Source organism: Actinomadura macra NBRC 14102 (assembly GCF_001552215.1).
Lineage (GTDB): Bacteria > Actinomycetota > Actinomycetes > Streptosporangiales > Streptosporangiaceae > Spirillospora > Spirillospora macra.
The window spans coordinates 182,478-209,178 of the sequence record NZ_BCQT01000009.1; the positions used below are offsets into that span (position 1 = coordinate 182,478).

A 26,701-nucleotide genomic window follows, 5' to 3' on the forward strand; every position below is an offset into this window, starting at 1 on the left:
CTGCCGAGGGGGGCGCGGCCCGGCCACCGGCCGGTGAGGGTCAGGGCTGGGTCTCGTTGCGGATGGTCTGCTCGATCAGATCCTGCTCCGCCTTCGCCGACATCTTCGCCGAGGCGTAGGGGCGCAGGTAGGTCTGCTGCGGGCCGGGCACACCGTCCTCGATGACGAACGTGGCCTTGATGGACGCCTTGGCGCCGCGCGTCCGGACGGTCGGCAGGGTCTTGAAGTCGGCCTTCATCTCGTCCTTGCCGATCGTCGTCAGCACATAGCCGCGCTGGTTGTTAAAGAAGCGCAGATGCGGATTGATCTTGAGGTAGGGGTGGTCGGCGGGGTTGGAGTCCTTGCCGTCACCGGTGCTGGTGATGGAGGTGCACACCAGCTCGGAGCCGACGGTCTCGGAGTCCGGGTCGTCGTAGTCCTCCTTGAGGTCGCTCGCCCAGTGTGCGTGGACGTCGCCGGTGAGCACGACGGCGTTGCGGACCTCGGCGTCCACCCAGCCCTGGGTGATGCGGTCGCGGGAGGCGACGTAGCCGTCCCAGGCGTCCTGCGAGGTCTTCTTCAGCGGCCCGGCGTCGCTGTCGCGCTGGGCGAAGAAGACCTGCTGGCCGATGATGTCCCAGCGGGCGTTGGAGGCGCGGAAACCGTCGATCAGCCACCGCTCCTGCCGGGCGCCGGTGATGGTGCGCTTCGGGTCGTCGGAGTCGTCGCACACCTTGTTGCCGTCGCCGCACGCCTGGTCGTCGCGGAACTGGCGTGTGTCGAGCATGTGGAAGTTGGCGAGCTTGCCCCACTGGAGCCGCCGGTAGATCTGGATGTCCGGCCCGTCGGGGATGGAGCGGCGGCGCAGCGGCATGTTCTCGTAGTACGCCTGGAACGCGGCGGCCCGGCGCTTGAGGAAGTCCGCGGTCTTCGGCGTGTCGGAGCCGGCCTCGGGGACCTCGTCGGCCCAGTTGTTCTCGACCTCGTGGTCGTCGAAGACGACGAGCCAGGGAGCGGCCTCGTGCGCGGCCTGGAGGTCGGTGTCGGTCTTGTACTGGGCGTGCCGGAGCCGGTAGTTGGCCAGCGTGACCGTCTCGGGGCCCTCGTGGTCACGGACGTTGCCGCCCGGAATGTTGTAGACGCTCTTCTTGTATTCGTACTGGTAGTCGCCGAGGTGCAGGATCAGGTCGGGGTTCTCTTCGGCGAGCCGCCGGTAGGCGGTGAAGTAGCCGTGCTCGAACTGCGAGCACGACACGAATCCCATGGCGAGGGCGGGGCCGAAGGTGTCGGCGCGGGGCGCGGTACGGGTCCGTCCGACCGGGGAGACGTGGTCGTCGACCCGGAAGCGGTACCAGTAGTCGCGGCCGGGGCGCAGGCCGTCCAGTTCCACGTGGACGGAGTGCGCGGCGCCCGGGCGGGCGGTGGCGGTGCCCCGCCGATCGATACGGCGGAACCGCTCGTCGGACGCGACCTCCCATTCGACGGGGACCGAGCGGGCGGGCATGCCGCCCAGGCCATCCTCGGCGAGCGGTTTGACGGCGAGCCTCGTCCACAGGACGAAACCACCCGGGTCGGGGTCTCCGGAGGCGACACCGAGGGTGAACGGGTCGCCGGCGAGCGCTCGGGAGCGGAGCGCGGCGTGGGCGGTGCCGGGAATGCCCGGGGCACCGGGAGCGCCGGCCACGGCATAGGCGGCGCCGACGGCGAGGCCGCCGGCGACGAGGAAGGATCTCCGGTTGAGCGGAGGCATAGAGTCGGCCATGGGTGCGCGACCTTTCGGATGTCCGACATGGAACGCCGGACAGCCTCGTGAAGGCCGATGGCCGGGAGATACCGCGCGAGTGACATGCGCCGCAACAAAGACGATCTTTTAAGGATCACATGGCGGTCACGTGGGCGCGGTAACAAGAAAGGCGCACATGAGGGGAGCCGGCTGATAGGCTGGGCACTTGTGTACTGTCGGACACACAAATCTCCACCCTACGAACAGGAGCGTACCCGAGGTATGGGACTCCGTCAAGCGGATGCTGTCAAGCCCGAGGGCGCGGAAATTCAGAACCCCGAGATCCAGGACGGGGCGCGCGGTGCGGCCATGCGCGCTGAGCAGGAGTACGTGTCCCGCGTGTACGAGCGCCTCGACACCGAGCGCGCCAAGGCCGAGACGGCGCTGCGGCACGGCCCGGCCGCGGGCGGCGGAAGCGCGTTCCAGGCACGGCTGGAGAGCGCCGTCGCCACCGACGAGGCCGCCCGGCGGCTGGCCAGGCTCAGCGGCGTCGAGCACGGCCTGTGCTTCGGCCGCATCGACCACCGCTCCGACGCGGACGGCCCCGGCGACCTGTTCTACATCGGCCGGATCGGGTTGCGCGACGAGGACCTCGAGCCGATGCTGATCGACTGGCGCGCCGAGGCGGCCCGGCCGTTCTACACGGCCACGCCCGGCGCTCCCGGCACCCTCGCTCGCCGCCGCCACCTGCACCTGCGCCACCGCGAGGTCGTCCGGCTCGACGACGAGGTCTTCGACCTGGAGGGGCTGGACGAGGCCGAGCGCGGTGGGATCGTCGGCGAGGCGGCCCTGCTGGCCACGCTCCGCCGCGGCCGGACGGGCCGGATGAGCGACGTGGTCGCCACCATCCAGGAGGAGCAGGACCAGGTCATCCGCTCGGCGCTGCAAGGGGTGCTGGTCGTCCAGGGCGGGCCGGGCACCGGCAAGACGGTCGCGGCGCTGCACCGGGCCGCGTACCTGCTCTACACGCACCGCGACGTGCTGGAGCGGCGCGGCGTCCTCGTCGTCGGCCCGAACGCGACGTTCCTGCGCTACATCGAGCAGGTGCTCCCGGGCCTGGGCGAGACCGACGTCGCGCTGGCCACGGTCGGCGAGCTGTACCCGGGCCTGAAGGCGACCGCGACGGACTCCCCCGCCGTCGCGGTCGTGAAGGGCGGCCTGCGCATGGCCGACCTGGTCGAGGCCGCGGTCCGCGACCGGCAGCGCGTCCCGGCCGGCGGCCTGCGCGTGGTATCGGAGGGCATGACCCTGCGCGTGGAGGCCGCCGCCTGCGAGCTGGCCCGCGACCGGGCCCGCGCGCTGCGGGCGCCCCACAACGTCCAGCGGCGGCGTTTCGTCCACGACCTGCTGGAGGCCCTCGCCGTGGACCGGGCCGAACAGTTCGACCGGATGATCGACGAGCCACTGGAGGAGATCACCCGCTCGGGCCAGGTCCCCGAGTGGCTTCAGGAACTCCTCGACGAGGCCGAGGACATGCCGCTCCTGGACGAGACCGACCTGCGGCTCGCCAAGGAGTCCCTCTGGCACGAGCTGCCCGTCCGGGAGGCGATCGACGCGCTGTGGCCGGAGCTGACACCCGAGCGGCTCCTGTCCGAGCTCTACGCCGACCCGGAGGCCCTCGCCCGGCTCGGGGAGGCCGCCGGCCTGCCCGGCGCCGCGCTTCTGCACCGCCCGCCCGGCTCGCCCTGGACGACCGCCGACGTGCCCGTCCTGGACGAGGCCGCCGAATGGCTGGGCTCCGACGACTCCGCCGAGAAGGCCCGGCGTCGCGCCGCCGCCGCGCGGCGCGAGGACGATGAGCGCTACGCCCGTGAGGTGATCGAGTCGACCGGTGCCGAGACCGTCGACGCCGCCACCCTGGCCGAACGCCACCACGACGACGGACCGCCGCTCACCACCGCGCAGCGCGCCGCCGCCGACCGCGAGTGGGCCTACGGGCACGTGATCGTGGACGAGGCGCAGGAGCTGTCGGAGATGGCCTGGCGCGCGGTGATGCGCCGCGTCCCGACCCGCTCCCTGACCGTCGTCGGCGACATCGCGCAGACCGGTAGCGCGGCGGGCGCCGCGTCCTGGGGACAGATGCTCGACCGCTACGTCCCGGGGCGCTGGCGCGAGCAGCGCCTCATGGTCAACTACCGCACCCCGGCCGCGATCATGAAGGTGGCGGAGGACGTGCTGGCCGCCGTCGCGCCCGACCAGCTCCCGCCCGTGCCCGTCCGCGACGACGGCGCCCCGCCCCGTGCCCTGGCGCTCCCGGTCCGCGACCTGCCGGCCCTCGTCGACGCCGAGCTCGGGGAGGTCACGCCCGGCCCGTCCGCCGGCGGCGGCCTGGCGGAGGGACGGCTGGCCGTGATCTCCTCGGCCGGGTGGCATCCCGGCGTCCGGGAGGTCCTCCCGGACGCCGCCGTGGGCGCCACCCCGGAGGCCCTCGACTCCCCCGTCGTCGTCCTGACCGCCGAGGAGGCCAAGGGCCTGGAGTTCGACTCCGTCGTCGTCATGGACCCGGCCGGCATCCTCGCCGAGTCGCCGATGGGCGGCCAGGACCTCTACGTGGCCCTCACTCGCGCCACCCGCCGGCTGACGGTCGTCCACGACGGCGTTCTGCCGGACATGCTGGAGCGCCTCGCGGACAGGGAGTAGGGCAAGCAGGGGGAGAGCGATTCAGGAGTAGGGCAGGAGCTCCTTGTCGATCTCCTCCCAGCGTGTGCTCAGCGACGCGAGGATCTCGGGGCGCCGGCGTGCCAGGTTGGCCTGCTCGCGCGGGTCGGCCGCCAGGTCGTAGAGGGCGCCCGGGGAGGACGCGCTCACCCGCAGGTACTTCCACCGGCCGCGGCGCAGCGCCCGGGACGTCCGGGTCCGCCAGAACAGGTCGTGGGCGGGTGGGCGCTCGCCGTGCAGCAGGTGCCCGGCGAGGCTGTGGCCGTCCAGCGGGTGGGACGCGGCGGGCCGGACGCCGGTGGCGTCCAGGATCGTCGCCGTCCAGTCCTGGGTGATGACGGGCACGTCGCTGACCTGCCGGGACCGGATCCGCGCGGGCCAGCGCAGGATGTTGGGCACCCGGATGCCGCCCTCGTTCAGCCCGGCCTTGGCGCCGGTGAGCGGCCACTGGTGCGACCAGCGCTCGCCACCGTTGTCGCTGGAGAACAGGACGAGGGTGTCACGTTCCTGTCCGGTCTCGCGTAGGGCCCGCAGGACGCGCCCGACGCCGGCGTCCATCGCCTCGACCATGCGGCGGTAGGTGTCGAGCGAACCGCCGTCGTCGTGCCAGAGCGCCCGCGCGTCGCCGGCCTTGACCCGGGCGGTGATCTCCTCGCTCACCGCGCGGTCGCCGGGTGCCTCCCACGGCCAGTGCGGGGCGGTGAAGTTGAGGTTGAGCAGCCAGGGCCGCCCGCCGCGCGCCTTGCGGACGTACGCCGCGGCGCGGTCGGCGATGGTGTCGGTGTAGTAGCCGAGGGACTCGGTCGGGACCTCGCCCTCGTACAGGTCGCGCCCCTCTGAGGTGATCTTGGAGTAGTAGTCGACGGCGCCGGACAGGTTGCCGAAGAAGGTGTCCCAGCCGGACTTGAGCGGGCTGTACCAGGGCAGGAAGCCGCAGTGCCACTTGCCGAACATCGCGGTGGCGTACCCGGCGCCCTTGAGCAGGGACGCGAGCGTCGGGTGCCCCGGCGGGATGCCGTGCAGTTCGTCGGGGCGGGCGATCGGCTCCTCCAGGCCGCCGCGCAGCCGTCCCGGGTAACGGCCGGTGTAGAGGCCGAAGCGGGTGGGCGAGCAGACGGCGGCGGCGGAGTAGGCGTCGGTGAAGCGGACGCCCTGCCGGGCGAGCCCGTCCAGGTGGGGGGTGCGGATCGCGGGCGAGCCGTAGCAGCCGAGGTCCGCCCAGCCGAGGTCGTCGCCAAGGATGATCAGGACGTTGGGCCGCCCGCCCCCGCCCTGCCGCGGATCGGCGCGGAAGGGCCGCTCGGCCGCCTGCGCGGTGCCCGTCCCGGCGACAAGGGGACCGGCCGCAGCGGCGGCGGCCATCGCGCTCATCGCCGCGGTGGCGCCCCGCCTGCTCACCCCCGATCCGGACGTCTCGTCCGGGATGCGTTCCGTCTCGGTCATGAGCAACCCACTTTCCCTACTGTTTTAGTAAACAAATCGAAATAGTAGAGAAAGGAGATCATTCGTGCAACGGGCACCATCGCCCTCGACGGCGCCTACACCCGCGGGAAGGCGTGTCTCATCGAGACGTGAGCCCGCTCAGCGTCCGGCGCAACTCGGCCTCGATGACGCGGCGCGCGGCCGCCGGGTCGCGGTCGCGGACCGCCTCCACCAGCGCGGCATGCGCGGCCCGCCCGTGCGCGGCATCGGCCCTGCGGACATCGACCAGCCGCGCGAGGTCGAGCAGGCCCTCGCGCAGCACGGGCACGAACCCGGCGAACAGGTCGGCGAGGACCGGATTGTGCGCGGCGCCCACGACGGCCGCGTGCAGCGCGATGTCCGCGTCGATGAACACCTCCGTCGATGTCCCGCTCGATGTCCCGCTCGATGCCTGGAGCGAGGTTTCCGGAGATGGTTCGGCCGGCGCCCCTGCCGTGAGCGCGGCGAACGCGGCGTCGCGGGCGGCCAGTGCGGCGTCGAGGGCGTCGAGGTCGGCGTCCGTACGGCGTTCCGCGGCCAGTTCTGACGCGCGGACCTCCAGCATCATGCGGATCTCGTAGACGTCGGCGACGGAGGCGCGGCGGAGCCTGGCCGTCCAGTCCTCGTCCGGCTCGACCGCGATGACGAAGACGCCCGAACCCTGGCGCGCCCGGACGAGCCCCGCCCCGGCCAGCGCCCGCAGCGCCTCCCGGACGGTGGAGCGGCCCACGCCGAGGTCCCGGGCGAGAGTCGTCTCACCGGGCAGCTTCGTGCCGACCGGCCACGACCCGTCGGCGATCTGGTGGCGCAGCCGGTCGGCGGCCTGCTCGACGAGCGGGCTGGGTCGGAGCGGCCCGAGCGGCATCGCGATCCCTTCCTGGACGGGCACCGGTAGCACCAGGGTATCGCCTCCGCAGGTTGTCTGAGGAGCTGAGGTGTGGATAGGGTAGCGCCATGACGTGGTGGGTGCTGCTTCTCGGCCGCCGCGGCGGGGCCTGAACCGACCGGCACCCCGCCGCGGGGCCCGATGCTGCCGGTCCCCCACCGGCATCTGAGGACAGCCACGTGAACGACCGTTCCCCCACCCTGTTTCCGACCCTGCGAACCCCGTCCGGCCCCGTGCCCGAGGGCGCGCCCTTCTGGAACCCGCAGCGCGGCGGCTCCATGCCGTCCCACCGCTACCGGTCCGTCCACGAACGGGTGCCGTCGCCCGTCCCGGAGGTCGCGCGGACCTGGCCGTCCCGGCGGCTGGAGGAGGCGCCGCTCTGGGTGCCCGTGGACCTGCGAGACGGCAACCAGGCGCTCGCCGAGCCCATGGACCCCGTCCGCAAGCGCCGCATGTTCGACCTGCTCACCACCATGGGCTACAAGGAGATCGAGGTCGGCTACCCCTCGGCGAGCCAGACCGACTTCGACTTCGTCCGGCAGCTCGCCGAGCCCGGCGCCGTGCCGGCGGACGTGACGCCCGTCGTCTTCACCCCGGCGCGCCGCGACCTGATCGAGCGCACCATCGCCTCGATCGAGGGGATGCCCGCCGCGGTCGTCCACCTGTACACCGCGACGGGCCCGGCCTGGCGCGAGGTCGTCCTCGGCCTCGGCCGCGAGGGGCTGAAGAGGCTGATCCTGGACGGGGCTGCGGACGTGGCGCGGCTCGCCGGGCCCGGCGTGCGGTTCCAGTTCTCGCCCGAGACGTTCAACTTCACCGAGCCCGACTTCGCGCTGGAGGTGTGCGACGCGGTGACGCTGCTGTGGGACGCCGCACCCGACCGCCCCGTCGTGCTCAACCTGCCCGCCACGGTCGAGATCGCCACCCCGAACCTCTACGCCGACCAGATCGAGTTCATGCACCGCGAGCTGGCCAGGCGAGACTCGGTGATCTTGTCGGTCCACCCGCACAACGACCGGGGCACCGGTGTGGCCTGCGCCGAGCTGGCGATGCTGGCCGGGGCGCAGCGGGTGGAGGGCTGCCTGTTCGGCAACGGCGAGCGCACCGGGAACGTCGACCTGGTCACGCTGGCCCTCAACCTGCACGCGCAGGGCGTGGACCCGCGGATCGACCTCTCCGACATCGACGAGATCCGCCGCACCGTCGAGCACTGCAACCGGCTGCCGGTCCACGAACGGCATCCCTACGGCGGCGACCTCGTGTACACGGCCTTCTCCGGGACGCACCAGGACGCCATCGGCAAGGGCATGGCGCACCACGCCCGGCGCGCCGCGGAGCTGGGCGTGCCGCCGGAAGCGGCGCCCTGGGACGTCCCGTACCTGCCGATCGATCCCGCCGACGTCGGACGCGGGTACGAGGCGGTCATCCGCGTCAACAGCCAGTCCGGCAAGGGCGGCGTCTCCTACCTGCTGCGGACGGGCCACGGGGTGGACCTGCCGCGCCGCCTGCAGATCGAGTTCTCCCAGGTCGTGCAGCATGCGACGGACGGCAGCGGGGAGGAGGTCACCGCCGATGACCTCTGGGAGCTGTTCCGCGCCGAGTATCTGGACCATTCCGGGCCCATGGCCCTCACCGGATGGCGGACGTCCCACACCGGCCCCGGGCGGCACGACTTCACCGGCGTCCTGCGCGTCGACGGGGACGAGGGCGAGCACACCGGCTCCGGCAACGGCCCGCTCGACGCCCTGGCCTGTGCCCTGGCCTCCGCCGGGATCAAGGTGGACGTCCTGCAGTACGTCGAGCACTCGACCCGGCCCGGGCAGAGTTCCCCGGCGATGGCCTACGCCGAATGCCGCGTCGACGGAGTTACCCGCTGGGGCGCCGGACGCGACACCTCGCTGCTCGCGGCGTCCGTCCAGGCCGTGCTGTCCGCCGTGAACAGGGCGAGGAAGGGCGCCTGACACCCCGTCCCCGGCCTGCACGATCCACGGCGGGCCGGGGGCGGCGCAAGGGCAGGATGTGACCAAAACCAGACGGAGTTAGTCGAGCGCCGACCTTTACCGCGAGCGCGCGGACGAGGAACCTGTGCCCGGAATGAATGCTCCCATTTTCCGGAGGTGCGGGTTGGCCAGGCGACCCCTGAGACGGACCCGACGCACGACGACCGTGGCCGTGCTGACCGGCGCGGCGCTCGTTGTCGCGGGCGGCGCGACCGCCGCCGCGCGACCGGTCCCCAAGATCGTGGTGAAGCACGGCGTGACCCAGCCGGTCTTCTCCTACAAGGACGCGATCCGCGAGCACGTGTACGTCGAGACGGGCGTCGACAGCGACCGTGACGGCAAGACAGACCGGGTCAACGTGGACATCATCCGGCCCAAGGAGACCGAACAGGGTCTCAAGGTGCCGGTGATCATGGATGAGAGCCCCTACTACGACAACGCGGGACGGGGCAACGAGAGCGAGCGCAAGACCTACGACGCGAAGGGGGATCCGCAGAAGTTCCCCCTGTACTACGACAACTACTTCGTGCCGCGCGGATACGCGTTCCTCGCCGTGGACATGGTCGGCACGACCCGCTCGGACGGCTGCCCCGTCAGCGGCGGCCCGTCCGACGTGCTGGGCGGCAAGGCGGTCATCGACTGGCTCAACGGCCGCGCCAAGGCCTACAAGCCCGACGGCAGCGCCGCCACGGCCACCTGGACCACCGGTCGCACCGGCATGATCGGCAAGTCCTATGACGGCACGCTCGCCAACGGTGTCGCCGCGACCGGCGTGCAGGGGCTGGAGACGATCGTCCCGATCGCGGCGATCAGCAACTGGTACGCCTACAGCCGGATGAACGGCGTGAAGTACACCGATGACGAGCAGCCCTGGCTGTCGGACTACGTCGACACCGACCCGGCCGCCAAGTGCGCCGCCGTCCGGGCCGACCTCGACAAGGGCGAGGACGACGCCACCGGTAACTACAACGCCTACTGGAAGACCACCGACTACCTGGACGGCACCATCGGCCGCGTCGAGAACGTCCGCGCGAGCATCTTCGCCTACCACGGCGTCAACGACCTGAACGTCAAGGACGACCACTTCGCCAAGTGGTGGAACGCCCTGGCCAAGCGCGGTGTCCAGCGGAAGGTGTGGCTGTCGCAGACCGGGCACGTCGACCCGTTCGACATCCGCCGTGCCGCCTGGGTCGAGGTCCTGCACAAGTGGTTCGACCACGAGCTTCAGAAGATCGACAACGACGTGCTCCGGCTGCCGCGCGCCGACATCCAGCTCGGCCCCGACCAGTGGGTGACCCAGTCGGACTGGCCGGCCCAGGAGGCGAAGGCGGTGACGCTTCACCCCGGTGCCGACGGCTCCCTCGGCCCCGAGCCCGCCGCGAAGGGCTCCACCGGAACGTTCACCGACGTGCCCGGCGCCGGGAAGGGGACCACCGAGGCGGAGATGGTCGCGAGCCCGACGACCGCCAAGCCGTTCCGCGTCGCCTACGTCTCCGGACCGCTGCCGGAGACCACCCGCCTGTCCGGCACCCCCACCGCCGGCCTGCGGATCATGCTGAACAAGCCCACCTCGAACGTGACGGCGCTGCTGGTCGACTACGGCGACGACACCCGCGTCGACTACCTCGGCACGGGCTCGGGCATCGAGACGCTCACCACCGAGGACTGCAACGGCGAGGGCACCGCGTCCGACGACGGCTGCTACAAGCAGACCCGGATCAAGACGATCTCCTCGGCGGTGAACGTCGTCGCGCGCGGCTGGCTGGACGCCCAGAACCGCGAGTCGCTGAGCGACCCGTCCCCGCTGAAGCCCGGCAGCTACTACGACGTCCGCTGGGACACGCTCAGCCAGGAGTACCTGCTGAAGAAGGGCCACCGGTTGGGGCTCGTCCTCGCCGGGACCGACGCCGACTACAACACCGAGAAGGCCACCGGCGCCAAGGTCACCGTCGACCTGAGCGGCGCTTCGATCAGCGTTCCCATCATCACCGGGCAGGACCCCGCCGCCCTCCTCACCCCGCGGCCCGCCACCCCCTGGCGCGGCCCGTCCCAGGTGACCCTGCCCGTCCAGGAGCGCAAGCTCTCCTAGTTCGCAACCCCAGCCCGGCTCAGGGGCTCGCCCCTGAGCCGGGTCGTACGACCGCCCGCCACGGGAGGCGGCGGCCGCCTTACCCGCGGTCGGTGTCCTTGCTGGGCTGGACGCGCTTGGGCTCGCCGGGCATCTTGGGGTAGTTGGGGGGATACGGCATGTCGCCGAGGCCGTGCTCGCGCTCGTCGCGGTCGGCGAGGTCGAGCAGGCCCTCCAGCGAGAACGCCTGGTCGTCGATGGCGGCGTGCAGGTCGCCGATCTTGGCGAAGCGCTCGGGCATGGTGGCGATGGTGAAGTCATGGGGGTCGACGTCGGCCAGCTCGTCCCAGGTGACCGGCGCGGAGACGGGCGCGTGCGAGGCCGGTCGTACGCTGTAGGCGGAGGCGATCGTGCGGTCGCGGGCGTTCTGGTTGAAGTCGATGAACACCTGCTCGCCGCGCTCCTCCTTCCACCAGCGGGTCGTGACCTGGTCGGGGGCGCGGCGCTCCACCTCGCGGCCGAACGCCAGGGCGGCGCGGCGGACCTCGGTGAACGTCCAGCGCGGCTCGATCCGGACGTAGATGTGCACGCCGCCCTTGCCGGAGGTCTTCACGAAGCCGGTCAGACCCAGCTCGCCGAGCAGGTCGCGGGCCGGGCCGAGCGCGACGCGGACGGCGTCGGAGAAGTCGGTGCCCGGCTGCGGATCGAGGTCGATGCGCAGCTCGTCGGGATGGTCGACGTCGCCGTCCCGCACGGGCCAGGGGTGGAAGGTCAAGGTGCCGAGGTTGGCGGCCCAGGCGATCACGGCGACCTCGGTCGGGCGGACCTCGTCCGCGGAACGGCCGCTCGGGAACTCGATCCGGGACGTCCGCACCCAGTCGGGGGCGCCCTTGGGGATGCGCTTCTGGTAGAAAGCGTCGGACTTGCCCGCGCCCATGCCCATCTGGCCGCGAGCGTAGTCCTCCCGGGTGGCCATCTTGGCGCCCTCGAAAACGCCGGCGGGCCAGCGCTCCAGGGTCGTCGGACGGTCACGGGTGGCGCGCAGGATGCCCTCGCCGACGGCGATGTAGTACTCCACGAGCTGCCGCTTGGTGTAGCCGGGCTGAGGAAAGTAGACCTTGTCGGGGTTGGTCACCTTGACGAGCCGATCCCCGACCGGGATCTCGATGTAGGGCGAGGCCATAGGTGCAGGTTAACCCAGGGGCATGACAGTCCCTGGCGGGTACCTTCGAAGGCATGGAGAAGATCCAGAAGAGCGAGGAAGAGTGGCGGGCGCAGTTGAAGCCCGAGGAGTTCCACGTGCTCCGCGAGGGGGGCACCGAGCGGCCCTTCACCGGTGAGTACACCGACACCAAGACCGTCGGCGTGTACCGGTGCCGCGCCTGCGGGACCGAGCTGTTCCGTTCGGAGACCAAGTTCGAGAGCCACTGCGGCTGGCCGTCGTTCTTCGAGCCCTCCGAGTCCGACGCGGTCGTGCTGATCGACGACCGCTCGCTCGGCATGGTCCGCACCGAGGTGCAGTGCGCGACGTGCGACTCCCATCTGGGCCACGTCTTCCACGGCGAGGGCTACGACACCCCGACCGACGACCGCTACTGCATCAACAGCATCAGCCTCACCTTGGAGCCCGCCGAGTAGGGCTGGGCGCGGTCCCTGGCCGCCTTAGGTGCAACCGCCGGTCCGCCGTGCGCGTCCCAGTAGGGGGCGGCACGGCGCAGGGGGTTCTATGAGCGAGTTCAGTCCCTACGAGATCGCGTTCCTGTGCGGCGGGCCGGCGCGTGTCGCCCAGACCGCGCTCCTCGCCCTGTACGAGCAGCGTCGCGTCCGCGTCTCACGAGGGACACACCGCGTGAATGTCGTCCGGCGAGAGCCGGACGACCCGCTACAGGCCGCGGTGCTGGAGCAGGTTCCCGGCACCGGGATGCTGCTGGGCCCCCTCCTGGAGGCGGTGGCCGGGTCACCTGAGGTGCGGGCCGTGGCGGACGACCTGATCGCGGACGACCTGCTGCACACGGGGTTCCGCGGAGCGCTCCGTCCGACCAAGGAGGGCAAGGCGCTGCGGCGGGGGTTCGCGCAGGGTCCGGGGACGGGCGATGTCGCCCGGCTCGCCGCGCTCGGCCCCGAGGGCGTCCAGGACGCCAAGATGCGCGAGGTCCTCTCGACGGACGACCCGAAACCGCTCAGGTTGCCCAAGGAGGCGGGAGGCGGCTACCGCGACCTCGATTCCAGCAGCCTGTCCGACACGCAGTACGGCACCGGCGGCTAGCGGGTCTCGGCGACCTCGCAGTCGTCCTTGTCGCTCTGCTTGTTCGCCAGGACGACGCTTCCGTTGTCGCTGCTCTTGCCGTGGACGAAGACGCGCGGCTCGTCCTCGCCGCCGTCCTTGAGGAACTGGGTCGTCCACTCGCAGAGCGAGAGCGCGGGCTTGGAGTTCTCGTCGCTCTCCCCCAGGTCGGTGTAAACGCGGATGAACTGTCCGCTGCGCCGCACCTCGGTGACATGCCCGACGATCTTCCGGTCCGGGTCCTTGGTCTCGAAGTAGGGCATCGCCTCGGGGACCTCGTCCGGGTCCGCGAGTGCCTCGGTCTCGGCGCTGGGGCTCGCCGACGGACGTGCGGTGTGCGCGGCGACCTCGGCGCGCGGCTCGCCGTCGGAGCCGCCGCCGGGCAGGCACAGCACGACCACGGCGGCGATCGCCGCGGCGGACGCGGTACCCGTCACGGCGACGGCGGCGCGGCGCCACGGTCCGCTCACCGACCGTCCGACCAGCCGGTTCCAGCGGACCGACAGCTCGGACGGTGGTCTGGCGTGACGGCCGCGGGACTGCGGTGCGGAGGACCGCCTGCCGGAGGGCTGCTCGTCGGGGGACTGCTCGTCCAGAGACTCGGTCACGGGGCGCACTTTACCCAGACTTTGCCGCCCTTCAGGGCAGGTTGGCGACGAGTTCCGCGACGGGCTTGCGTCGTCCCGTGTAGAACGGCACTTCCTCGCGGGTGTGCAGCCGTGCGCGTGCCCCCCGCAGATGGCGCATCAGGTCGACGATCCGGTGCAATTCGTCCGCCTCGAACGCCAGCATCCACTCGTAGTCGCCGAGCGCGAACGAGGAGACGGTGTTCGCGCGTACGTCCGGATAGCCGCGCGCCATCCTGCCGTGCTCGGCGAGCATCGCGCGGCGCTCCTCGTCGGGCAGCAGGTACCACTCGTAGGACCGGACGAACGGGTAGACGCACACGAACCCGAGCGGCTCCTCCTCGGCCAGGAACGCGGGGATGTGGCTCTTGTTGAACTCCGCCGGGCGGTGCAGCGCCATCTGCGACCACACCGGTTCGCTCGCGCGGCCCACCGCCGTCCGGCGGAAACGGGTGTAGATCTCCTGGAGGTCCTCCGCGGACGGGGCGTGCCACCAGAACATGTAGTCGGCGTCCGCGCGCAGCCCGGCGACATCGTAGGCGCCGCGGGTGGTGACGTCCTTCTCGGCCGCCTGGTCGAGCAGGTCCTGAACCTCGGGGGCGTGCTGCTCGCCGATCGCACCCGGGTCCGTGACCTTGAAGACCGACCACATCGTGTAGCGGATGGTGTTATTGAGTTCGCGTGCCTTCGGCTTGCCCGCCGGCTCCGTCACTGACATCCTCTGCTCCTTCTCGACCGCGCGGACGCTCTGGCCCGCGCAGATGCTCCAGCAGCCGGGCCGCCGCGGCACGCGCGGACGCGATGCACGCGGGGATGCCCAGCCCGTCGTAGGCGGCGCCCGCCACCGCCAGCCCCGGCTCCGCCGCGACGGCGGCTCTGACCCTGGCCACGCGGTCGGCGTGACCCACGTTGTACTGCGGGAGCCCGCCGCCCCAGCGGGTCACCCGCGTCTCGGCGGGCGGCTCGGCGACGCCGCAGGTCGCGGCCAGCTCCGCCATCGCCGCCGCCGCCAGCTCCTCGTCCGACCTTTGCAGGGTATGTTCCTCGCCGAACCGCCCGAGCGAACAGCGCACCGCGATGAGCCCGGGTTCGCGATCACGCAGGTGCGGCCACTTCACCGAACTGAACGTGACGGCCTTGACGCCGTGGCCGGCTTCCACGGCCGGGACGAGGTAGCCGCTGCCCTTCGGCAGCCGAGGGAACGCACCGGCCCGGTACACCAGCGTGACGATCGCCATGCTCGCGTACTCGATCCCCGCCAGCTCATGCGCGGCGGCGGGCACGTCCTGCTTCAGCAGCCGGGACGCGGGGGCCGCGGGGACGGCGATCAGCACGGCATCGGCGTCGAGGGACTCGGGGGCGCGGGCGGCGCCGAGGGTGAGCCGCCATCCGCCTGGGCGGCGGCTCAGCCCGCGGACCATCGTGTCGGTCCTGATCGTCCCTCCCGCGGCGGTGATGTCGGCGGCGACCAGGGGCGGGAGCGCGCCGAGACCGCCCGGGAGGGTGGCGAACACCGGGCCCGGATCACGCGGCGCCGCGTCCCTGACCCCCTGGACGGCGGAGATCAGCGACCGGTGGCCGCGCGCGGCGGCGGCGACGGCGGGCAGCGTCGAGTCGAACGACAGCAGCTCCGCGCGCCCGGCGTACACGCCGCCGAGCAGCGGCTCGACCAGGCGGTCGACGACCTCGCGGCCGACGCGGGCGCCGATGAAGTCCGCCACCGACACATCCGCGTCGCGCGGTGTCTCCGGCAGCACGAGGTCCAGCGGGACGCGGGCCAGTCCCGCCGGCGACAGCACCCGCGAGGCGGCCAGCGCGCGCAGGTCGGACGGCACGCCCATGACCTGCCCGGACGGGATCCTCCGGAGCGCCCCGCGGCTCAGGATGGCCGAGGATGTGGTGCCGGGATTCACCAGGTCGTCGGAGCGGCCCAGGTCGCCCACCAGGTCCAGGCCCTCGGGACGGCGGGCGAGCATCGACTCGGCGCCCTCGTCCACCGCGAGCCCGGCGATCTCGCTCACCCGCAGCTTGCCGCCGATCCGCGGCGAGCCCTCCAGGACGGTCACCCGCACGCCGTCGCGGGCCAGCGTCCGCGCGGCGGCGAGGCCCGCGATACCGCCCCCGACGACGACGGCGTGGGACGTGCTCAGGTCCGCAAGCCTCGTCATGTCCTCAAGCCTCCCAGACGTTCCGGCGGACCGCGCACCGGGTGCCGTGACCGGTGCGTGCCCGCATCGTGGCCGGATCGCGATTCGCCCGGCGGAACGGTGACCTGGGACACACCCGTCCAAGCCCCATGCGGATCGTCGGAAGCATCAGGTACGTGGCCTGCGCGTTGATCGTCCTCCTGCTCGCCGGGGGGCTGGCGGCGTGCTCCAGCGGGTCGTCGAACGAGTCGTCGTCCACCAAGGAGTCCACCGGCGGCAGCGGCGACACCGCCTCCGCCTCCCGCAACGGGGCGGCGGCGCCCCAGGCCCCCGCCTACCGCTCCCCCAAGGACGGCGGCGGGCCGGCGGAGGCGAAGGTGCCGCTCCCCGCGGCGCGCTCCGTGGTGTACACGGCCACGCTGCGGGTTCGGGCCGACGACGTCGACGCCTCCGCCACCAAGGCGAAACAGCAGGTGGCGGCGGCGGGCGGCTACGTCGAGCAGGAGACGGGATCGAGCAGCCCGCCGTCCTCGACGCTGCGGCTGAAGATCCCCGCCGACCGGTACGCCGGCGTGCTCGCCCGGCTCTCGACCGATCTCGGGACGAAGCGGTCGCTGAGCCAGCAGGCCGAGGACGTCACCGGCGAGGTCGCCGACGTCGACAGCCGGGTGCGGTCGGCGCAGGCCGCGCTCGCCTCGTTCCGCAAGCTGCTCGACAAGGCCAAGACCGTCGGCGAGGTCATCAACGTCGAGCAGGAGATCGCCAGCCGGGAGGCGGACCTGGAGTCCCTCCAGGCGCGCCAGAAGTCCCTGCAGGAGAGCACCCGGTACGCGACCCTGACCGTGGAGCTGGAGGCGCGGTCCCAGCCCACCGAGGAGAAGAACGACGACGGCGGCGGGTTCATGGGCGGCCTCAAGGACGGCTGGGACGCCTTCACCGCGTTCATCGGCGGCATCGCGACCGTTCTCGGCTGGCTGCTGCCGTTCCTCGTGGCCGCCACGGTGATCGGCCTGCCCCTCGCCGCCGTCCGGCGGCGGATGCGCGGTCCCCGGCCCGGCCCGTCCCCGTCCGGAGAGGCGGACGGTGCCGAGCGGGAGGAGCGGGAGATGGCCGCGGTGGGCTCGGTGGGCTCGGCGACGCCGTCAGCCTCGGAGGAACTGCCCCCGCACGGCCCGCCGCCGCCCCGCTGATCGCTAGTGTTCGGCGCTCGCCTCGTGGACGAGGTCCGCGAGGCGGGCCAGCATGTCAGGGTTCGTGGACGGCAGCACGCCGTGGCCCAGGTTGAAGACGTGCCCCTCGGCGGTACGGCCGCGGTCGAGCACGTCCCGTGCCCGCCGCTCCACCGTCTCCCACGGCGCGAACAGGACCGCCGGGTCGAGGTTTCCCTGCAGCGCCTTGCCGGGCTCGACACGGCGGACCGCCTCGTCCAGCGGCACCCGCCAGTCGACGCCGACCACGTCGGCGCCCGCCTCGCCCATCAGCCCGAGCAGCTCGCCCGTCCCGACACCGAAGTGGATGCGCGGGACGCCGAGCGGCTCGATCTCGGCGAAGATCCGGCTGGTGTGCGGCAGCACGGACTCGCGGTAGTCCTGCGGGGAGACCGCGCCGACCCAGGAGTCGAACACCTGCACGGCGCTGGCTCCTGCCGCGACCTGCACCTTCAGGAAGGCGATCGTGAGGTCGGCGAGCCGCTCCATCAGCGCGGCCCACAGCTCGGGCTCGCCGTACATCATGGCCTTGGTGTGGTCATGATTCTTGGACGGGCCGCCCTCGATCAGGTACGAGGCCAGCGTGAACGGGCCGCCCGCGAAGCCGATCAGCGGCGTGGACCCCAGCTCTCCGACGAGCCCGCGCACGGCCTCGGTGACGTAGGGGACGTCGTCCGGTTCGAGCGGGCGCAACGCCCCGAGGGCCGCCGCGTCCCGGATCGGGTCGGCGATCACCGGGCCGACGCCGGGCTTGATGTCCAGGTCCACGCCGATGGCCTTGAGCGGCACCATGATGTCGCTGAAGAAGATCGCCGCGTCCACCGCGTACCGGCGCACCGGCTGCAGCGTGATCTCCACGATCATGTCCGGGCGGGCGCACGACTCCAGCATGGGGACGCCCTCGCGCAGCCGCAGGTACTCCGGCAGCGACCGCCCGGCCTGGCGCATGAACCACACCGGCGTGTGCGGGACCGGTCTGCGGCGGCAGGCCAGCAGGAACGGGCTCCGGCTCAGATCGGAGCCGCCGTGCGCGTTCAGGGGGGAGTCGTCGGAACCAGCAACGTCGAGTGCCACGCTGCGATGGTCCCACGAATCCCCGGCTCAGGCGCACCGGGTCGTGCGCCAGGGGCACCGGAACCCGGGACAAGCGAACGAAGTTCCGGACACGCCGAGCGAAGTCCCGCATTCTGTCACCGGCTCATGCGAACGTGATGCGTGTCATAGCCGAGGGAGGTTCCCCCTTGTACTGCTCCAGCTGCGGTGATGAACGTATGTTCGAGCAGCCGCCGTGTCCCGACGGGCATGGCGGGGAGTGCCCGGAACGGGCCTGCGTCGAGTGCGGAACGGCCGTCCTGGTCGGCCTACTCCCCGCGGTGCCCGTCCCGACTCCAGTCGAGGAGCGCGACACCTCCCCATCCCGCACCGGCTCCGTGCGGGCCGTCGCCTGACCGGCCCGGCCCCCGAAACGAAACCACCTGTGCTGTGCCTGTCTCTCCCCCACATCCGCCCGTCGCCCGCGGCGGTGCTCCGTCCCGGCACCACCGATCCGAGCCTCACCCCCGCCCCCAGGCCGGTCCGACCATGAACCCACCTGCCTTCCAGCGGGCCCTCGACACCCTGCGCGAGTTCCTCGACGGACCCGGCGTCCGCCCGGAACTCGACCTGGAGGACATGCCCGCCCCGCGGAACCTCGCCCCCTACGCCGCCGCCCTGTCCGGCAGCGTCTACCGCGACGACGACACCGAGGTCGCGATGGGGCGGCTGATCGTCCTGTACGACCCCGACGGCGCCAAGGGGTGGGCGCACGGTTTCCGGATCGTCGCCTACATCCGCGCCGACCTGGAGCCCGAGATCGCCGCCGACGAACTGATCGGCTCGGTGGCGTGGAGCTGGCTGCTGGAGGCCCTGGAACCCGCGGGCTACACCGGCGAGTCCGGGACGATCACCCGCGCGGTCTCCGAGAGCTTCGGCGACAAGAGCGACGAACCGTCCACCACCGAGCTGGAGCTGCGCGCCTCCTGGTCCCCCATCGGCGATGACCTCGCCGGCCATGTGACCGCCTGGTGTGAGGTCATGTGCACGACGGCGGGCCTTCCGCCCGCCGGAGTCGCCGCCCTACCCGACCGTCCAGGCGGCACAGGCCGCTGAGAGACGTACGGTAGGGGGCGTGGCAGATGCGTCCAGAACCGAGGCGGCGGGGGAGAACACAGGAACAGTGGGAGTGTCCGAAACGCGCGCCACCGGCCCCGAGCGGGACGCCGGTGCGGAGAAGTCGGCCGCGATGACCGCGGCGGGGACCGTGCCAACGACGGCGGAAGACACCGGGCCCCCGGCCGTTCCGCTGCTGGAACCGCGCGAGGGCGTCCCGGACGTGGTCCACGACGCCGCCGGACTGGAACGTGTCATCGCCGCGTTCGCCGCCGGCACCGGCCCCGTCGCTGTCGATGCCGAACGGGCCTCCGGCTACCGGTACGGGCAGCGCGCGTACCTGATCCAGCTGCGCCGCGCCGGCGCGGGCACCGCGCTGATCGACCCCGTCGGATGCCCCGACCTGTCCGGTCTGGACGCCGCGCTCGCGGGCGCCGAGATGGTCCTGCACGCCGCCAACCAGGACCTGCCCTGCCTCGCCGAGGTCGGGCTCGTCCCCCGCCGGCTGTTCGACACCGAACTGGCCGGCCGGCTGCTCGGCTACCCGCGCGTCGGCCTCGGCTCGATGGTCGAGAACGTCCTCGGCTACCTGCTGGAGAAGGGCCACTCGGCGGCCGACTGGTCCACCCGCCCCCTCCCCGACGACTGGCTGCGCTACGCCGCCCTGGACGTCGAACTGCTGGTCGAACTGCGCGACGCCCTCCAGGAGGAGCTGGAGGCCGCCGGCAAGCTCGCCTGGGCGCTGGAGGAGTTCGCCGCGATCCTCGACACCCCGCCCAAGCCGCCGCGCGCCGACCCCTGGCGACGTACGTCCGGCATCCACCGCGTCCGCAACCGGCGCGCGCTCGCCGCCGTCCGCGAGGTCTGGGAGGCCCGCGACAAGATCGCCCGCGAGCGGGACCTGTCCCCCGGCCGGGTCCTGCAGGACGCGGCGATCGTCGAACTGGCGCTGAAGGCGCCGAAGACCCCCGCCGAACTCCAGGCGCTGCCCACGATGCGCGGTCGGGGCGCCCGCCGCCACCAGTCCGCATGGCTGCGCGCCGTGTCGCGCGCCCGCGGCCTGTCCGACAAGGACCTGCCCGAGTCCAACGTCCCCGGCGACGGTCCGCCGCCCGCCCACCGCTGGGCCGACCGCGACCCCGAGGCCGCCAAGCGCCTCACCGCGGCCCGCGCGGTCGTCGCCGCGCTGGCCGACGAGCACACCATGCCGTCGGAGAACCTGATGCAGCCCGACTCCGTTCGCCGCCTGGCCTGGACTCCACCCGAGGAGTCGTCCGCCTCCGCCATAGGCGCCGCACTCCGTGCCCTCGGCGCCCGCCACTGGCAGGTGGAACTCACAGCACACCCCTTGGCCCGAGCGTTCCTGAGGCTGGAAGTCAAGGAGTTGTAGCGACACGATCCGCCGGCGTGAGGCGCGCTCTTGCAGGGGCCGGGTGCCCGGGCGCAGACTTATTTAGGTTAGCTTTGCCTAAACGAGTGGTGGTTTGTGGAGGGGTGTCACGATGTTGCTCGGTAACTTCCTCATCGGGCTGCGCGAGGGGCTTGAGGCCGCTCTGGTGGTGAGCATCCTGATCGCGTACCTGGTGAAGACCGGCAACCGGCGGGCACTCCTGCCCGTGTGGACGGGCATCGGCGTCGCCATCGCGCTCAGCGTCGGGTTCGGCATCGCGCTGAGCGCCGTGTCCTCGGAGATGCAGTTCAAGACGCAGGAGCTGTTCGGCGGCATCCTGTCGATCATCGCGGTGGGGCTCGTCACCTGGATGGTCTTCTGGATGCGCAGGACGGCGCGGTTCATGAAGGCGGAGCTTGAGGGCAGGCTGGAGGGCGCCCTGGACGTCGGCCCCCTCGCGCTGGCGACCGTGGCCTTCCTGGCGGTCGGGCGGGAGGGGCTGGAGACCGCCCTGTTCCTGTGGACGAACATCAGCAACTCCTCCGACGGCTCCGCACAGCCGATCACCGGCGCGCTGCTCGGGCTGGCCGTCGCCGTCGCGCTCGGCTACCTGCTGTACCGGGGCGGGCTGAAGATCAACCTCAAGCGCTTCTTCGCCTGGACGGGCGCCGCGCTCATCGTGGTCGCCGCAGGCGTGTTCGGTTACGGCTTCCACGACCTGCAGGAGGCCGAGGTCTTCCCCGGCATCGGCTCGATCGCGCTGGAGCCGCACCTGTTCTTCGCCAAGTTCGGGACCACGGGCGACTGGATGCAGACGATCTTCCAGGGCGTCCTGAACGTTACGCCGCAGATCACCTGGCTCCAGCTGACCATGTGGGCGCTCTACCTGGTGCCGGTGATGGCGCTGTTCCTGCGCCCCTCCGCACCGTCCAGGCCGACGCCGTCCAAGACCACCGAGCCCGCCGCGTCCTAGAGGTCCGGCAGCGGATCCCGGGGCAGGCTGTCGCGTGCGAAGACCTCGGTGTCGGCGGCGTTGAGGACCGGGATGTACTCGTCGTCCACCTCGAACACCGCGCCCGCGAACTCGAAGGACGCACCGGCCCCCGTCTCCACCGGCCCGATCCGGGTACCGCGCGGATAGCTGCCCCAGACGCTCTTGGGAGTACTGCGGCTCAGCGAGCCGGTGGAGATCACGGCGACCTGATCGTCGGTGACGACGAAGATGAAACCCGCCCCGCCACCGTAGGCCATCGCAGGGAACAGGTAGCGGATCTCTCCGTCGATCCCGAGGAACTCGCGGCAGCGCTCGCGGAGCGGGCGTGGCACGGGCATGATGCGGAGGCACCTCCCCCAGGGTGGGACATCGTCGGCCGTCCCAATCATGCCCCGGTTCCTCAGACCGTGGCCAGGGCCATTGTCGGCGACAGCCGCGCCGCTCGCATCGCCGGATACAGCCCGGCCACCGTCCCGATCGCCAGAGTCGCCGCGAGCGCGCCACCGAGTGCCCACACCGGAACGACCACCGGCCAGCCCCGCACGAGCGCGAACCCGACCGTGACCACGGTGCCGAGGACGGCCCCCACCGCGCCACCGAGCGCCGACAACAGCAGCGACTCGGCGAGGAACTGCACGCGCACCTGCCCCCGCGTCGCGCCGAGGGATCGGCGCAGGCCGATCTCGCGGCGCCGTTCCAGCACCGAGATCACCATCGTGTTGGCGACCCCGACGCCGCCGACCAGCAGCGCGACCGCCCCGAGACCGAGCAGCAGCCCGGTGAACGCGCCGTCCGCCGCCGCCTTGGCCTCCAGCGCGTCCGAGGGACGGCTGACCTGGACCTGCTCCGGATTCTCCGGATCGACCGTCCGGGCCAGCACCGCGCGGACGTCCGCCACCGACGCGTCCGCCGACCGCTCGTAGATCGTCGTCGGATGCCCGTCGAAACCGAGGTAGTGCTCCGCCGCGTCCCATCCGACGAGCGCCGACCGGTCGATCTCCGGCGCCAGCCCGGCGGGTTCCAGCACGCCGAGAACGGTGAACCAGCGTCCGCCGATCCACGCCCGCTCGCCGGGCCGGTCCAACCCGAGCCGCCGGGCCGCCTCCGAACCGAGGACGACCTCGGGATAGCGTCCGGCGACCAACCAGCCCCCGCTCGCCGTCCGGACGTCCAGGGTGCGCAGCAGCTCCGGAGTCGCGGCCTGCACCGCGATGCCGTGCGTGACCTCCTCGGGAATGCGATCGGTACGGCGCGCGGTCGCGTCCACGACACCGGTCGCGCCGACCGCCGTGACCGTCCCGATCCGGCCGACCATCGCCGGCGCCGCCTCCGGCAGCGCCGCCTTCTCGCCGAACAGCGTGTCACCGGGTTTGGCCGTCAGCAGGTTGGTGCCGAGCCGGTCGAGCCGCCGCAGCAGGTCCTCCTTGCTCGACGAGGAGATCCCGATGACCGCGACCATCGTGGCGATCCCGATGGCGATGCCGAGCGCCGACAGCACCACCCGGGTCGGACGGGCCCGCAGCCCACCGACCCCCACCCGCAGCACGTCCGCCACGTCCAATCGCGCCGGCACGAGCGCCGCCCTCATCGAACCCCCGCCTCGTCCGCGACGATCAGCCCGTCCCGCATCCGGACCCGCCGCGGCACAGCCGCCGCCACCTCCCGGTCGTGCGTGATGATCGCAACGGTGGTGCCGGCCGCGTGCAGGTCGCCCAGCAAGGCCAGCACCTCCGCGCCCGCGGCGGAATCGAGATTGCCGGTCGGCTCGTCCGCCAGCAGCAGATCCGGCTCGCCGACCACGGCCCGCGCCACCGCGACCCGCTGCTGCTCGCCACCCGACAGCTGATGCGGCCGGTGCCCCGCCCGCCGCCCGAGCCCGACCCGCTCCAGCGCCGCCTTCGCCCGCTCCCGCCTCTCCCCCAGCCGCGCGCCCCCGTAGAGGAGCCCGTCGGCCACATTGTCGAGGGCGGTCACCCCCGCCGCGAGATGGAACTGCTGGAACACGAACCCGACATGGCGCGCCCGAAGCGCCGACAGCTCCCGGTCGGAGAGCCCCCCGACCTCGTGCCCGGCGACCCGCACGCTGCCCGCCGTCGGCCGGTCCAGCGTCCCGACCATGTGCAGCAGCGTCGATTTCCCCGACCCGGACGGCCCGACGATCGCGGCCAGTTCCCCCGCCCCGATCGCCAGGTCCACGCCCCGCAACGCCGCGACCCCGCCCGCGTACTCCTTCGTCACCCCGGCCAGCTCGACGATCGCGGACGCGGGAACGTCCCACCCGATCCCGTTCACCCGACCGGCACCCCGACCTTCATGCCCTCGCGCACCCCGCCGACCTCCACCCGCCCGCCCCCGAACGCCCCGACCTTCACCGGAACGAGACGTCTCCCCCCGTCCACGACCTCGACCGCGAATCCCCCCTCCCGCAACGCCAGCAGCGCCTCGACCGGCACCGACAGCACCCCCACCCGCCGCTCGCTCTCCAACTCCACCGTCACGGGCGCCTCGTCCAGCCGCCCCGTCCCGCCGTTGCCGAGCGCGATGTCGACGCCCACCGTGCTCTTCTTGTCCTGCCCCGTCCCGGAACTCTCCGCGACACTGCTGACCTCACTGATCGTCCCCCGGACGACCTTGCCGCCAGGCAACTCCACCGCAACCTTTGCCCCCTCACGCGCGAGGTCCTGCTTGTCGGCATCCAAATCGACATGGACGACCCGCCGTGTCCCCGCCACCTCCAGCACGGGCTGCCCCTTCACCACCTGCCTCCCCTCCGGCGCCTTCACCTCCCGCACCCGCGCAGCCCCCTCCTGGAACACGACCTGACCCGAATCGACGACGCCCGTCTCCTCAAGCCCCCGGTCGTCCTGCCACTCCTTGACCGCCGCCTCCGTCACGCCGGTGAACTCGCCGTCCACAGTGAGATCCCCATATCCCAGGGCCACCAGATTGGTCTCAAGCTGCCGCACGTCCGCACCCGAGTCCCCCTCCCTGAGCGTCCGGTACATGGGGCTCCCCCCGTACATCAAGGTGACCGGCCTCCCCGCCACCCGCAGCAGCGTCCCGCCCCGCCTGACCGTCGCCCCCCGCTCCGGCGCCCACGTGACCACCCCGGACGCTCCCGTCCAGACGTCCCGTGCCCCGTCATAGGTGAGCTTCCCGTCCACCTTCTCGGTGTCCACGAGATCACCCCGGCTCACCACCGCCGTCCCGAGCCGGGCCCCATTCCCCACCTTCGCCCCACCCCCGTCCAGGCCGAAGGCGACCGCCCCACCCCCGGCCACCACGACCGCGACACCACCGGCGACCAGCCCCCACCTCATCTCCCGCCCCCCGGCAGGCTCCCCCGACACGCCTCACGCGCCTTCTGGACCTTCCCCGAATCCAGATCCCCGGACGGAAGCTGAAGCTCCCCGTCCGGCGACGGATCCTTCATGTCGACCCCGTGCTCCCGCATGCACTGCGCGAACTTCACGTACTGGTCATGGATTTTCGGGTCCTTGAGATCGGGCATCTTCCCGCCCACCTGCAACCACGACTGGCACTTCTTCAGCGCCCCCCGCACCTTCGTCCGATCCCCGCCTTTCCCCAGCCGCATGGTCTTCCCGCTCCCGGGGTCCGGAACGTCCACCCCGTGCTCCCGCATGCACTGCGCGAATCTCACCTGCGCGTCCTCCGGCGACAACGACCGACCAGCCGAGGACGAGGCCGTCACCCCACCCACACTCGCCACCCCACCCCCACCATCGCCGCCCCCGCACCCCGAGACCCCAAAGAGCCCCACGACCACAAGCCCAAGCCCCCAAGCTCGCAACCCCATGTCTCCCTCTCCGCCAAGGCCACACGCCCCAACGAAGCCCAACTAGACCCCCCAGAGGGTTAAACCCGTGTTAGCCGCACTGCCTCTGGACGGATCGGATCAAGTCTGAGGAAGTCACCGCAGTGGCCGCCGTCATCTCATTCACCATGCACACGAACTCGTCGCCCAGCAAAGAGAACATGGAACGGATCACCAATAACACAAATCAATCACAGTAACACGGGACCCAAGATACCCGCTGTTACTCAGATCCCGGATAGGAGTTTCCTAATTGCCAGAGTGGTCTTACTTTTCGGTCATGAATATATGCCCCCGCCTGCAAGCAAGGTTACAAGTCGAATGAAAGAAGCGATAAGTAGGGAAACTCCACATCAACAACAGAGTAGATACGGACATGTTTTAAACAACCGACCACGGCGACCGATACTTCGAGGCGAGGTTATGGCGACACATCCAGTCAATTGCGAAAAGGCCCAGCAACACAAATGCCTCTGCAGCAACTGTGGAGGGCTGGAACATGGCTGGCCCTACAGGATACGACTTGCCTATGCACCGACGAGAGAGGAACGGGAGGTCGTTCGCAAGCAAGCGGAGAGGAAGTGGGCCGCCAAGAGCAACGGACGAGAGGGAAAGAGACCTACTTTTCCTATGAAAGAAGCAGCAGTCGATACTTCGATAGCCGACTTGATCGACTGGTTGGCCGACACCACCCGAATCACCGACCTCGTGCAGGCCATCGGAAATGCACTAACCCAAGATGTAATGGAGGCTCTGCAGGGTGAACTCGGAACTGTCGGACTCGACACCTTTAAGAAGACTTCCGTCAACCATTTCTGGTGCGAGCTCCTTGCATCGCTAGCGTGCACGCTCGACACTTTCCGAAGCTGGAACGACCGCATAGCCGAACATCTCTCGCTCGTGATGGTGGCGTCTGATTGCAGGAATCACATCGCCGATGAAACCGTAAAGTTCGCCGTTCGCGCAGTTCTAACGGCGATACCGATGGCCGTCCCACTACCAGTTACCGGCAAGGTCGAAGATCTACTCTGGCCCACCCGAACACTCGCCATCCTCATGTGCAAGGCGCCAGAGCGCCATGAAGCTGTGTCGAGATGCTGTCTCGATCCGATCGCAGCGGGCACCGACAAACTCGTCAAAGCCGCTATCGCCAAGACCACGAAGGAGCGTCTCGTTCAGGCACTTCCGTTAGATTGGCTGCCCGCGACACGCGCCTCACTATTTGATTGATTCG

Annotated in this window: 24 protein-coding genes; 11 read left to right on the forward strand and 13 right to left on the reverse strand. The window is 71.4% G+C overall.

Going from position 1 to position 26,701, the window contains the following annotated elements:
- Positions 1-40: 40 nt before the first annotated feature.
- Entirely contained in the window at positions 41-1,741 is a 1,701-nt protein-coding gene (locus AMA02S_RS14670; protein WP_084265154.1) for an alkaline phosphatase D family protein, read from the reverse strand.
- Between the two features lie 330 nt (positions 1,742-2,071).
- Here AMA02S_RS14670 and AMA02S_RS14675 point away from each other — a divergent pair, with 330 nt between their 5' ends.
- Positions 2,072-4,402, forward strand: a complete 2,331-nt coding sequence (locus AMA02S_RS14675; RefSeq protein WP_067458947.1) for a HelD family protein — start codon at positions 2,072-2,074, stop codon at positions 4,400-4,402.
- 21 nt (positions 4,403-4,423) lie between these two features.
- Here AMA02S_RS14675 and AMA02S_RS14680 read toward each other — a convergent pair whose 3' ends face one another.
- Both AMA02S_RS14680 and AMA02S_RS14685 read right to left on the reverse strand, forming a co-directional pair.
- A complete protein-coding gene (locus tag AMA02S_RS14680; protein ID WP_084265156.1) occupies positions 4,424-5,863 on the reverse strand; it encodes a sulfatase family protein in 1,440 nt (479 codons plus the stop codon).
- 118 nt (positions 5,864-5,981) lie between these two features.
- Positions 5,982-6,770, reverse strand: a complete 789-nt coding sequence (locus tag AMA02S_RS14685) for a FadR/GntR family transcriptional regulator (protein WP_245667541.1) — start codon at positions 6,768-6,770, stop codon at positions 5,982-5,984.
- A gap of 275 nt (positions 6,771-7,045) precedes the next feature.
- Here AMA02S_RS14685 and leuA point away from each other — a divergent pair, with 275 nt between their 5' ends.
- Both leuA and AMA02S_RS14695 read left to right on the forward strand, forming a co-directional pair.
- Positions 7,046-8,728 (forward strand): 2-isopropylmalate synthase, encoded by a 1,683-nt coding sequence (leuA, locus tag AMA02S_RS14690; protein WP_174550966.1) that lies wholly within the window; start codon positions 7,046-7,048, stop codon positions 8,726-8,728.
- Positions 8,729-8,933: 205 nt separating this feature from the next.
- Positions 8,934-10,856: a Xaa-Pro dipeptidyl-peptidase gene (locus AMA02S_RS14695; RefSeq protein ID WP_067457926.1), complete on the forward strand. Its 1,923-nt coding sequence runs from the start codon at positions 8,934-8,936 to the stop codon at positions 10,854-10,856.
- A gap of 79 nt (positions 10,857-10,935) precedes the next feature.
- On the opposite strand, the gene AMA02S_RS14700 is transcribed toward AMA02S_RS14695, so the two are convergent.
- Complete coding sequence (locus tag AMA02S_RS14700; protein ID WP_067457929.1) at positions 10,936-12,018, reverse strand: DNA polymerase domain-containing protein; 1,083 nt, start codon at positions 12,016-12,018, stop codon at positions 10,936-10,938.
- A gap of 53 nt (positions 12,019-12,071) precedes the next feature.
- On the opposite strand from AMA02S_RS14700, the gene msrB reads away from it, so the two are divergent.
- Both msrB and AMA02S_RS14710 read left to right on the forward strand, forming a co-directional pair.
- The gene (gene msrB, locus AMA02S_RS14705; RefSeq protein WP_067457932.1) at positions 12,072-12,473 is read left to right on the forward strand and encodes a peptide-methionine (R)-S-oxide reductase MsrB; all 402 of its coding nucleotides are present in this window, start codon (positions 12,072-12,074) and stop codon (positions 12,471-12,473) included.
- 28 nt (positions 12,474-12,501) lie between these two features.
- Positions 12,502-13,101, forward strand: coding sequence for a TIGR04222 domain-containing membrane protein (locus AMA02S_RS14710; RefSeq protein ID WP_169806827.1), 600 nt, complete (start codon positions 12,502-12,504; stop codon positions 13,099-13,101).
- Here the strand turns inward: AMA02S_RS14710 and AMA02S_RS14715 are convergent.
- The 3 genes from AMA02S_RS14715 to hemG are packed head-to-tail and all read right to left on the reverse strand — an operon-like array spanning position 13,098 to position 15,913.
- The gene (locus AMA02S_RS14715) at positions 13,098-13,727 is read right to left on the reverse strand and encodes a hypothetical protein (RefSeq protein WP_067457938.1); all 630 of its coding nucleotides are present in this window, start codon (positions 13,725-13,727) and stop codon (positions 13,098-13,100) included. The genes AMA02S_RS14710 and AMA02S_RS14715 overlap by 4 nt on opposite strands.
- 31 nt (positions 13,728-13,758) lie before the next feature.
- Complete coding sequence (gene hemQ / locus AMA02S_RS14720) at positions 13,759-14,463, reverse strand: hydrogen peroxide-dependent heme synthase (RefSeq protein WP_067457940.1); 705 nt, start codon at positions 14,461-14,463, stop codon at positions 13,759-13,761.
- Positions 14,414-15,913, reverse strand: coding sequence for a protoporphyrinogen oxidase (gene hemG / locus AMA02S_RS14725; RefSeq protein ID WP_067457943.1), 1,500 nt, complete (start codon positions 15,911-15,913; stop codon positions 14,414-14,416). Before hemG ends, hemQ begins: the two co-directional genes overlap by 50 nt.
- Positions 15,914-16,041: 128 nt before the next feature.
- Between hemG and AMA02S_RS14730 the strand changes: the two genes are divergently transcribed.
- Positions 16,042-17,082, forward strand: coding sequence for a DUF4349 domain-containing protein (locus AMA02S_RS14730; RefSeq protein WP_067457945.1), 1,041 nt, complete (start codon positions 16,042-16,044; stop codon positions 17,080-17,082).
- Between the two features lie 3 nt (positions 17,083-17,085).
- Here AMA02S_RS14730 and hemE read toward each other — a convergent pair whose 3' ends face one another.
- Complete coding sequence (gene hemE, locus AMA02S_RS14735; RefSeq protein ID WP_281181891.1) at positions 17,086-18,114, reverse strand: uroporphyrinogen decarboxylase; 1,029 nt, start codon at positions 18,112-18,114, stop codon at positions 17,086-17,088.
- 257 nt (positions 18,115-18,371) lie between these two features.
- On the opposite strand from hemE, the gene AMA02S_RS14740 reads away from it, so the two are divergent.
- The 4 genes from AMA02S_RS14740 to efeU all read left to right on the forward strand — a co-directional run bounded on the left by AMA02S_RS14740 (position 18,372) and on the right by efeU (position 21,611).
- Complete coding sequence (locus AMA02S_RS14740; protein WP_169806820.1) at positions 18,372-18,548, forward strand: hypothetical protein; 177 nt, start codon at positions 18,372-18,374, stop codon at positions 18,546-18,548.
- 133 nt (positions 18,549-18,681) lie between these two features.
- Positions 18,682-19,248, forward strand: a complete 567-nt coding sequence (locus tag AMA02S_RS14745; RefSeq protein ID WP_067457952.1) for a DUF3000 domain-containing protein — start codon at positions 18,682-18,684, stop codon at positions 19,246-19,248.
- A 133-nt stretch (positions 19,249-19,381) separates the two neighbouring features.
- On the forward strand, positions 19,382-20,638 hold the full coding sequence (locus tag AMA02S_RS14750) for a ribonuclease D (protein WP_067458959.1): 1,257 nt from the start codon (positions 19,382-19,384) through the stop codon (positions 20,636-20,638).
- A gap of 112 nt (positions 20,639-20,750) precedes the next feature.
- Positions 20,751-21,611 carry an iron uptake transporter permease EfeU gene (efeU, locus tag AMA02S_RS14755; protein ID WP_084265159.1) on the forward strand — a complete coding sequence of 287 codons (861 nt, stop codon included), beginning with the start codon at positions 20,751-20,753 and terminating at the stop codon, positions 21,609-21,611.
- Here efeU and AMA02S_RS14760 read toward each other — a convergent pair.
- From AMA02S_RS14760 to AMA02S_RS14780, 5 genes are all read right to left on the reverse strand, one after another.
- Positions 21,608-21,970, reverse strand: a complete 363-nt coding sequence (locus AMA02S_RS14760) for a hypothetical protein (protein WP_067457955.1) — start codon at positions 21,968-21,970, stop codon at positions 21,608-21,610. The genes efeU and AMA02S_RS14760 overlap by 4 nt on opposite strands.
- A 62-nt stretch (positions 21,971-22,032) precedes the next feature.
- On the reverse strand, positions 22,033-23,220 hold the full coding sequence (locus tag AMA02S_RS14765; protein WP_067457962.1) for an ABC transporter permease: 1,188 nt from the start codon (positions 23,218-23,220) through the stop codon (positions 22,033-22,035).
- Positions 23,217-23,915 (reverse strand): ABC transporter ATP-binding protein, encoded by a 699-nt coding sequence (locus tag AMA02S_RS14770; protein WP_439951598.1) that lies wholly within the window; start codon positions 23,913-23,915, stop codon positions 23,217-23,219. Before AMA02S_RS14770 ends, AMA02S_RS14765 begins: the two co-directional genes overlap by 4 nt.
- Positions 23,916-23,920: 5 nt before the next feature.
- Complete coding sequence (locus AMA02S_RS14775) at positions 23,921-24,952, reverse strand: peptidoglycan-binding protein (protein ID WP_067458967.1); 1,032 nt, start codon at positions 24,950-24,952, stop codon at positions 23,921-23,923.
- Entirely contained in the window at positions 24,949-25,260 is a 312-nt protein-coding gene (locus tag AMA02S_RS14780; protein ID WP_157430580.1) for a hypothetical protein, read from the reverse strand. The genes AMA02S_RS14775 and AMA02S_RS14780 overlap by 4 nt, the downstream gene beginning before the upstream one ends.
- A gap of 837 nt (positions 25,261-26,097) precedes the next feature.
- Here AMA02S_RS14780 and AMA02S_RS41715 point away from each other — a divergent pair.
- Entirely contained in the window at positions 26,098-26,697 is a 600-nt protein-coding gene (locus tag AMA02S_RS41715) for a hypothetical protein (protein ID WP_157430581.1), read from the forward strand.
- The last annotated feature ends 4 nt before the right edge of the window (positions 26,698-26,701 follow it).

Excerpts from the sequence above, each read along its gene's own strand:
- AMA02S_RS14670 (WP_084265154.1), bottom strand. The coding sequence starts at position 1,741 with ATGGCCGACTCTATGCCTCCGCTCAACCGGAGATCCTTCCTCGTCGCC.
- AMA02S_RS14675 (WP_067458947.1), top strand. The coding sequence starts at position 2,072 with ATGCGCGCTGAGCAGGAGTACGTGTCCCGCGTGTACGAGCGCCTCGAC.
- AMA02S_RS14680 (WP_084265156.1), bottom strand. The coding sequence starts at position 5,863 with ATGACCGAGACGGAACGCATCCCGGACGAGACGTCCGGATCGGGGGTG.
- leuA (WP_174550966.1), top strand. The coding sequence starts at position 7,046 with ATGCCGTCCCACCGCTACCGGTCCGTCCACGAACGGGTGCCGTCGCCC.
- AMA02S_RS14700 (WP_067457929.1), bottom strand. The coding sequence starts at position 12,018 with ATGGCCTCGCCCTACATCGAGATCCCGGTCGGGGATCGGCTCGTCAAG.
- msrB (WP_067457932.1), top strand. The coding sequence starts at position 12,072 with ATGGAGAAGATCCAGAAGAGCGAGGAAGAGTGGCGGGCGCAGTTGAAG.
- hemQ (WP_067457940.1), bottom strand. The coding sequence starts at position 14,463 with ATGTCAGTGACGGAGCCGGCGGGCAAGCCGAAGGCACGCGAACTCAAT.
- hemG (WP_067457943.1), bottom strand. The coding sequence starts at position 15,913 with ATGACGAGGCTTGCGGACCTGAGCACGTCCCACGCCGTCGTCGTCGGG.
- AMA02S_RS14730 (WP_067457945.1), top strand. The coding sequence starts at position 16,042 with ATGCGGATCGTCGGAAGCATCAGGTACGTGGCCTGCGCGTTGATCGTC.
- AMA02S_RS14740 (WP_169806820.1), top strand. The coding sequence starts at position 18,372 with ATGTTCGAGCAGCCGCCGTGTCCCGACGGGCATGGCGGGGAGTGCCCG.
- AMA02S_RS14745 (WP_067457952.1), top strand. The coding sequence starts at position 18,682 with ATGAACCCACCTGCCTTCCAGCGGGCCCTCGACACCCTGCGCGAGTTC.
- AMA02S_RS14750 (WP_067458959.1), top strand. The coding sequence starts at position 19,382 with ATGACCGCGGCGGGGACCGTGCCAACGACGGCGGAAGACACCGGGCCC.
- efeU (WP_084265159.1), top strand. The coding sequence starts at position 20,751 with ATGTTGCTCGGTAACTTCCTCATCGGGCTGCGCGAGGGGCTTGAGGCC.
- AMA02S_RS14760 (WP_067457955.1), bottom strand. The coding sequence starts at position 21,970 with ATGCCCGTGCCACGCCCGCTCCGCGAGCGCTGCCGCGAGTTCCTCGGG.
- AMA02S_RS14765 (WP_067457962.1), bottom strand. The coding sequence starts at position 23,220 with ATGAGGGCGGCGCTCGTGCCGGCGCGATTGGACGTGGCGGACGTGCTG.
- AMA02S_RS14775 (WP_067458967.1), bottom strand. The coding sequence starts at position 24,952 with ATGAGGTGGGGGCTGGTCGCCGGTGGTGTCGCGGTCGTGGTGGCCGGG.
- AMA02S_RS41715 (WP_157430581.1), top strand. The coding sequence starts at position 26,098 with ATGAAAGAAGCAGCAGTCGATACTTCGATAGCCGACTTGATCGACTGG.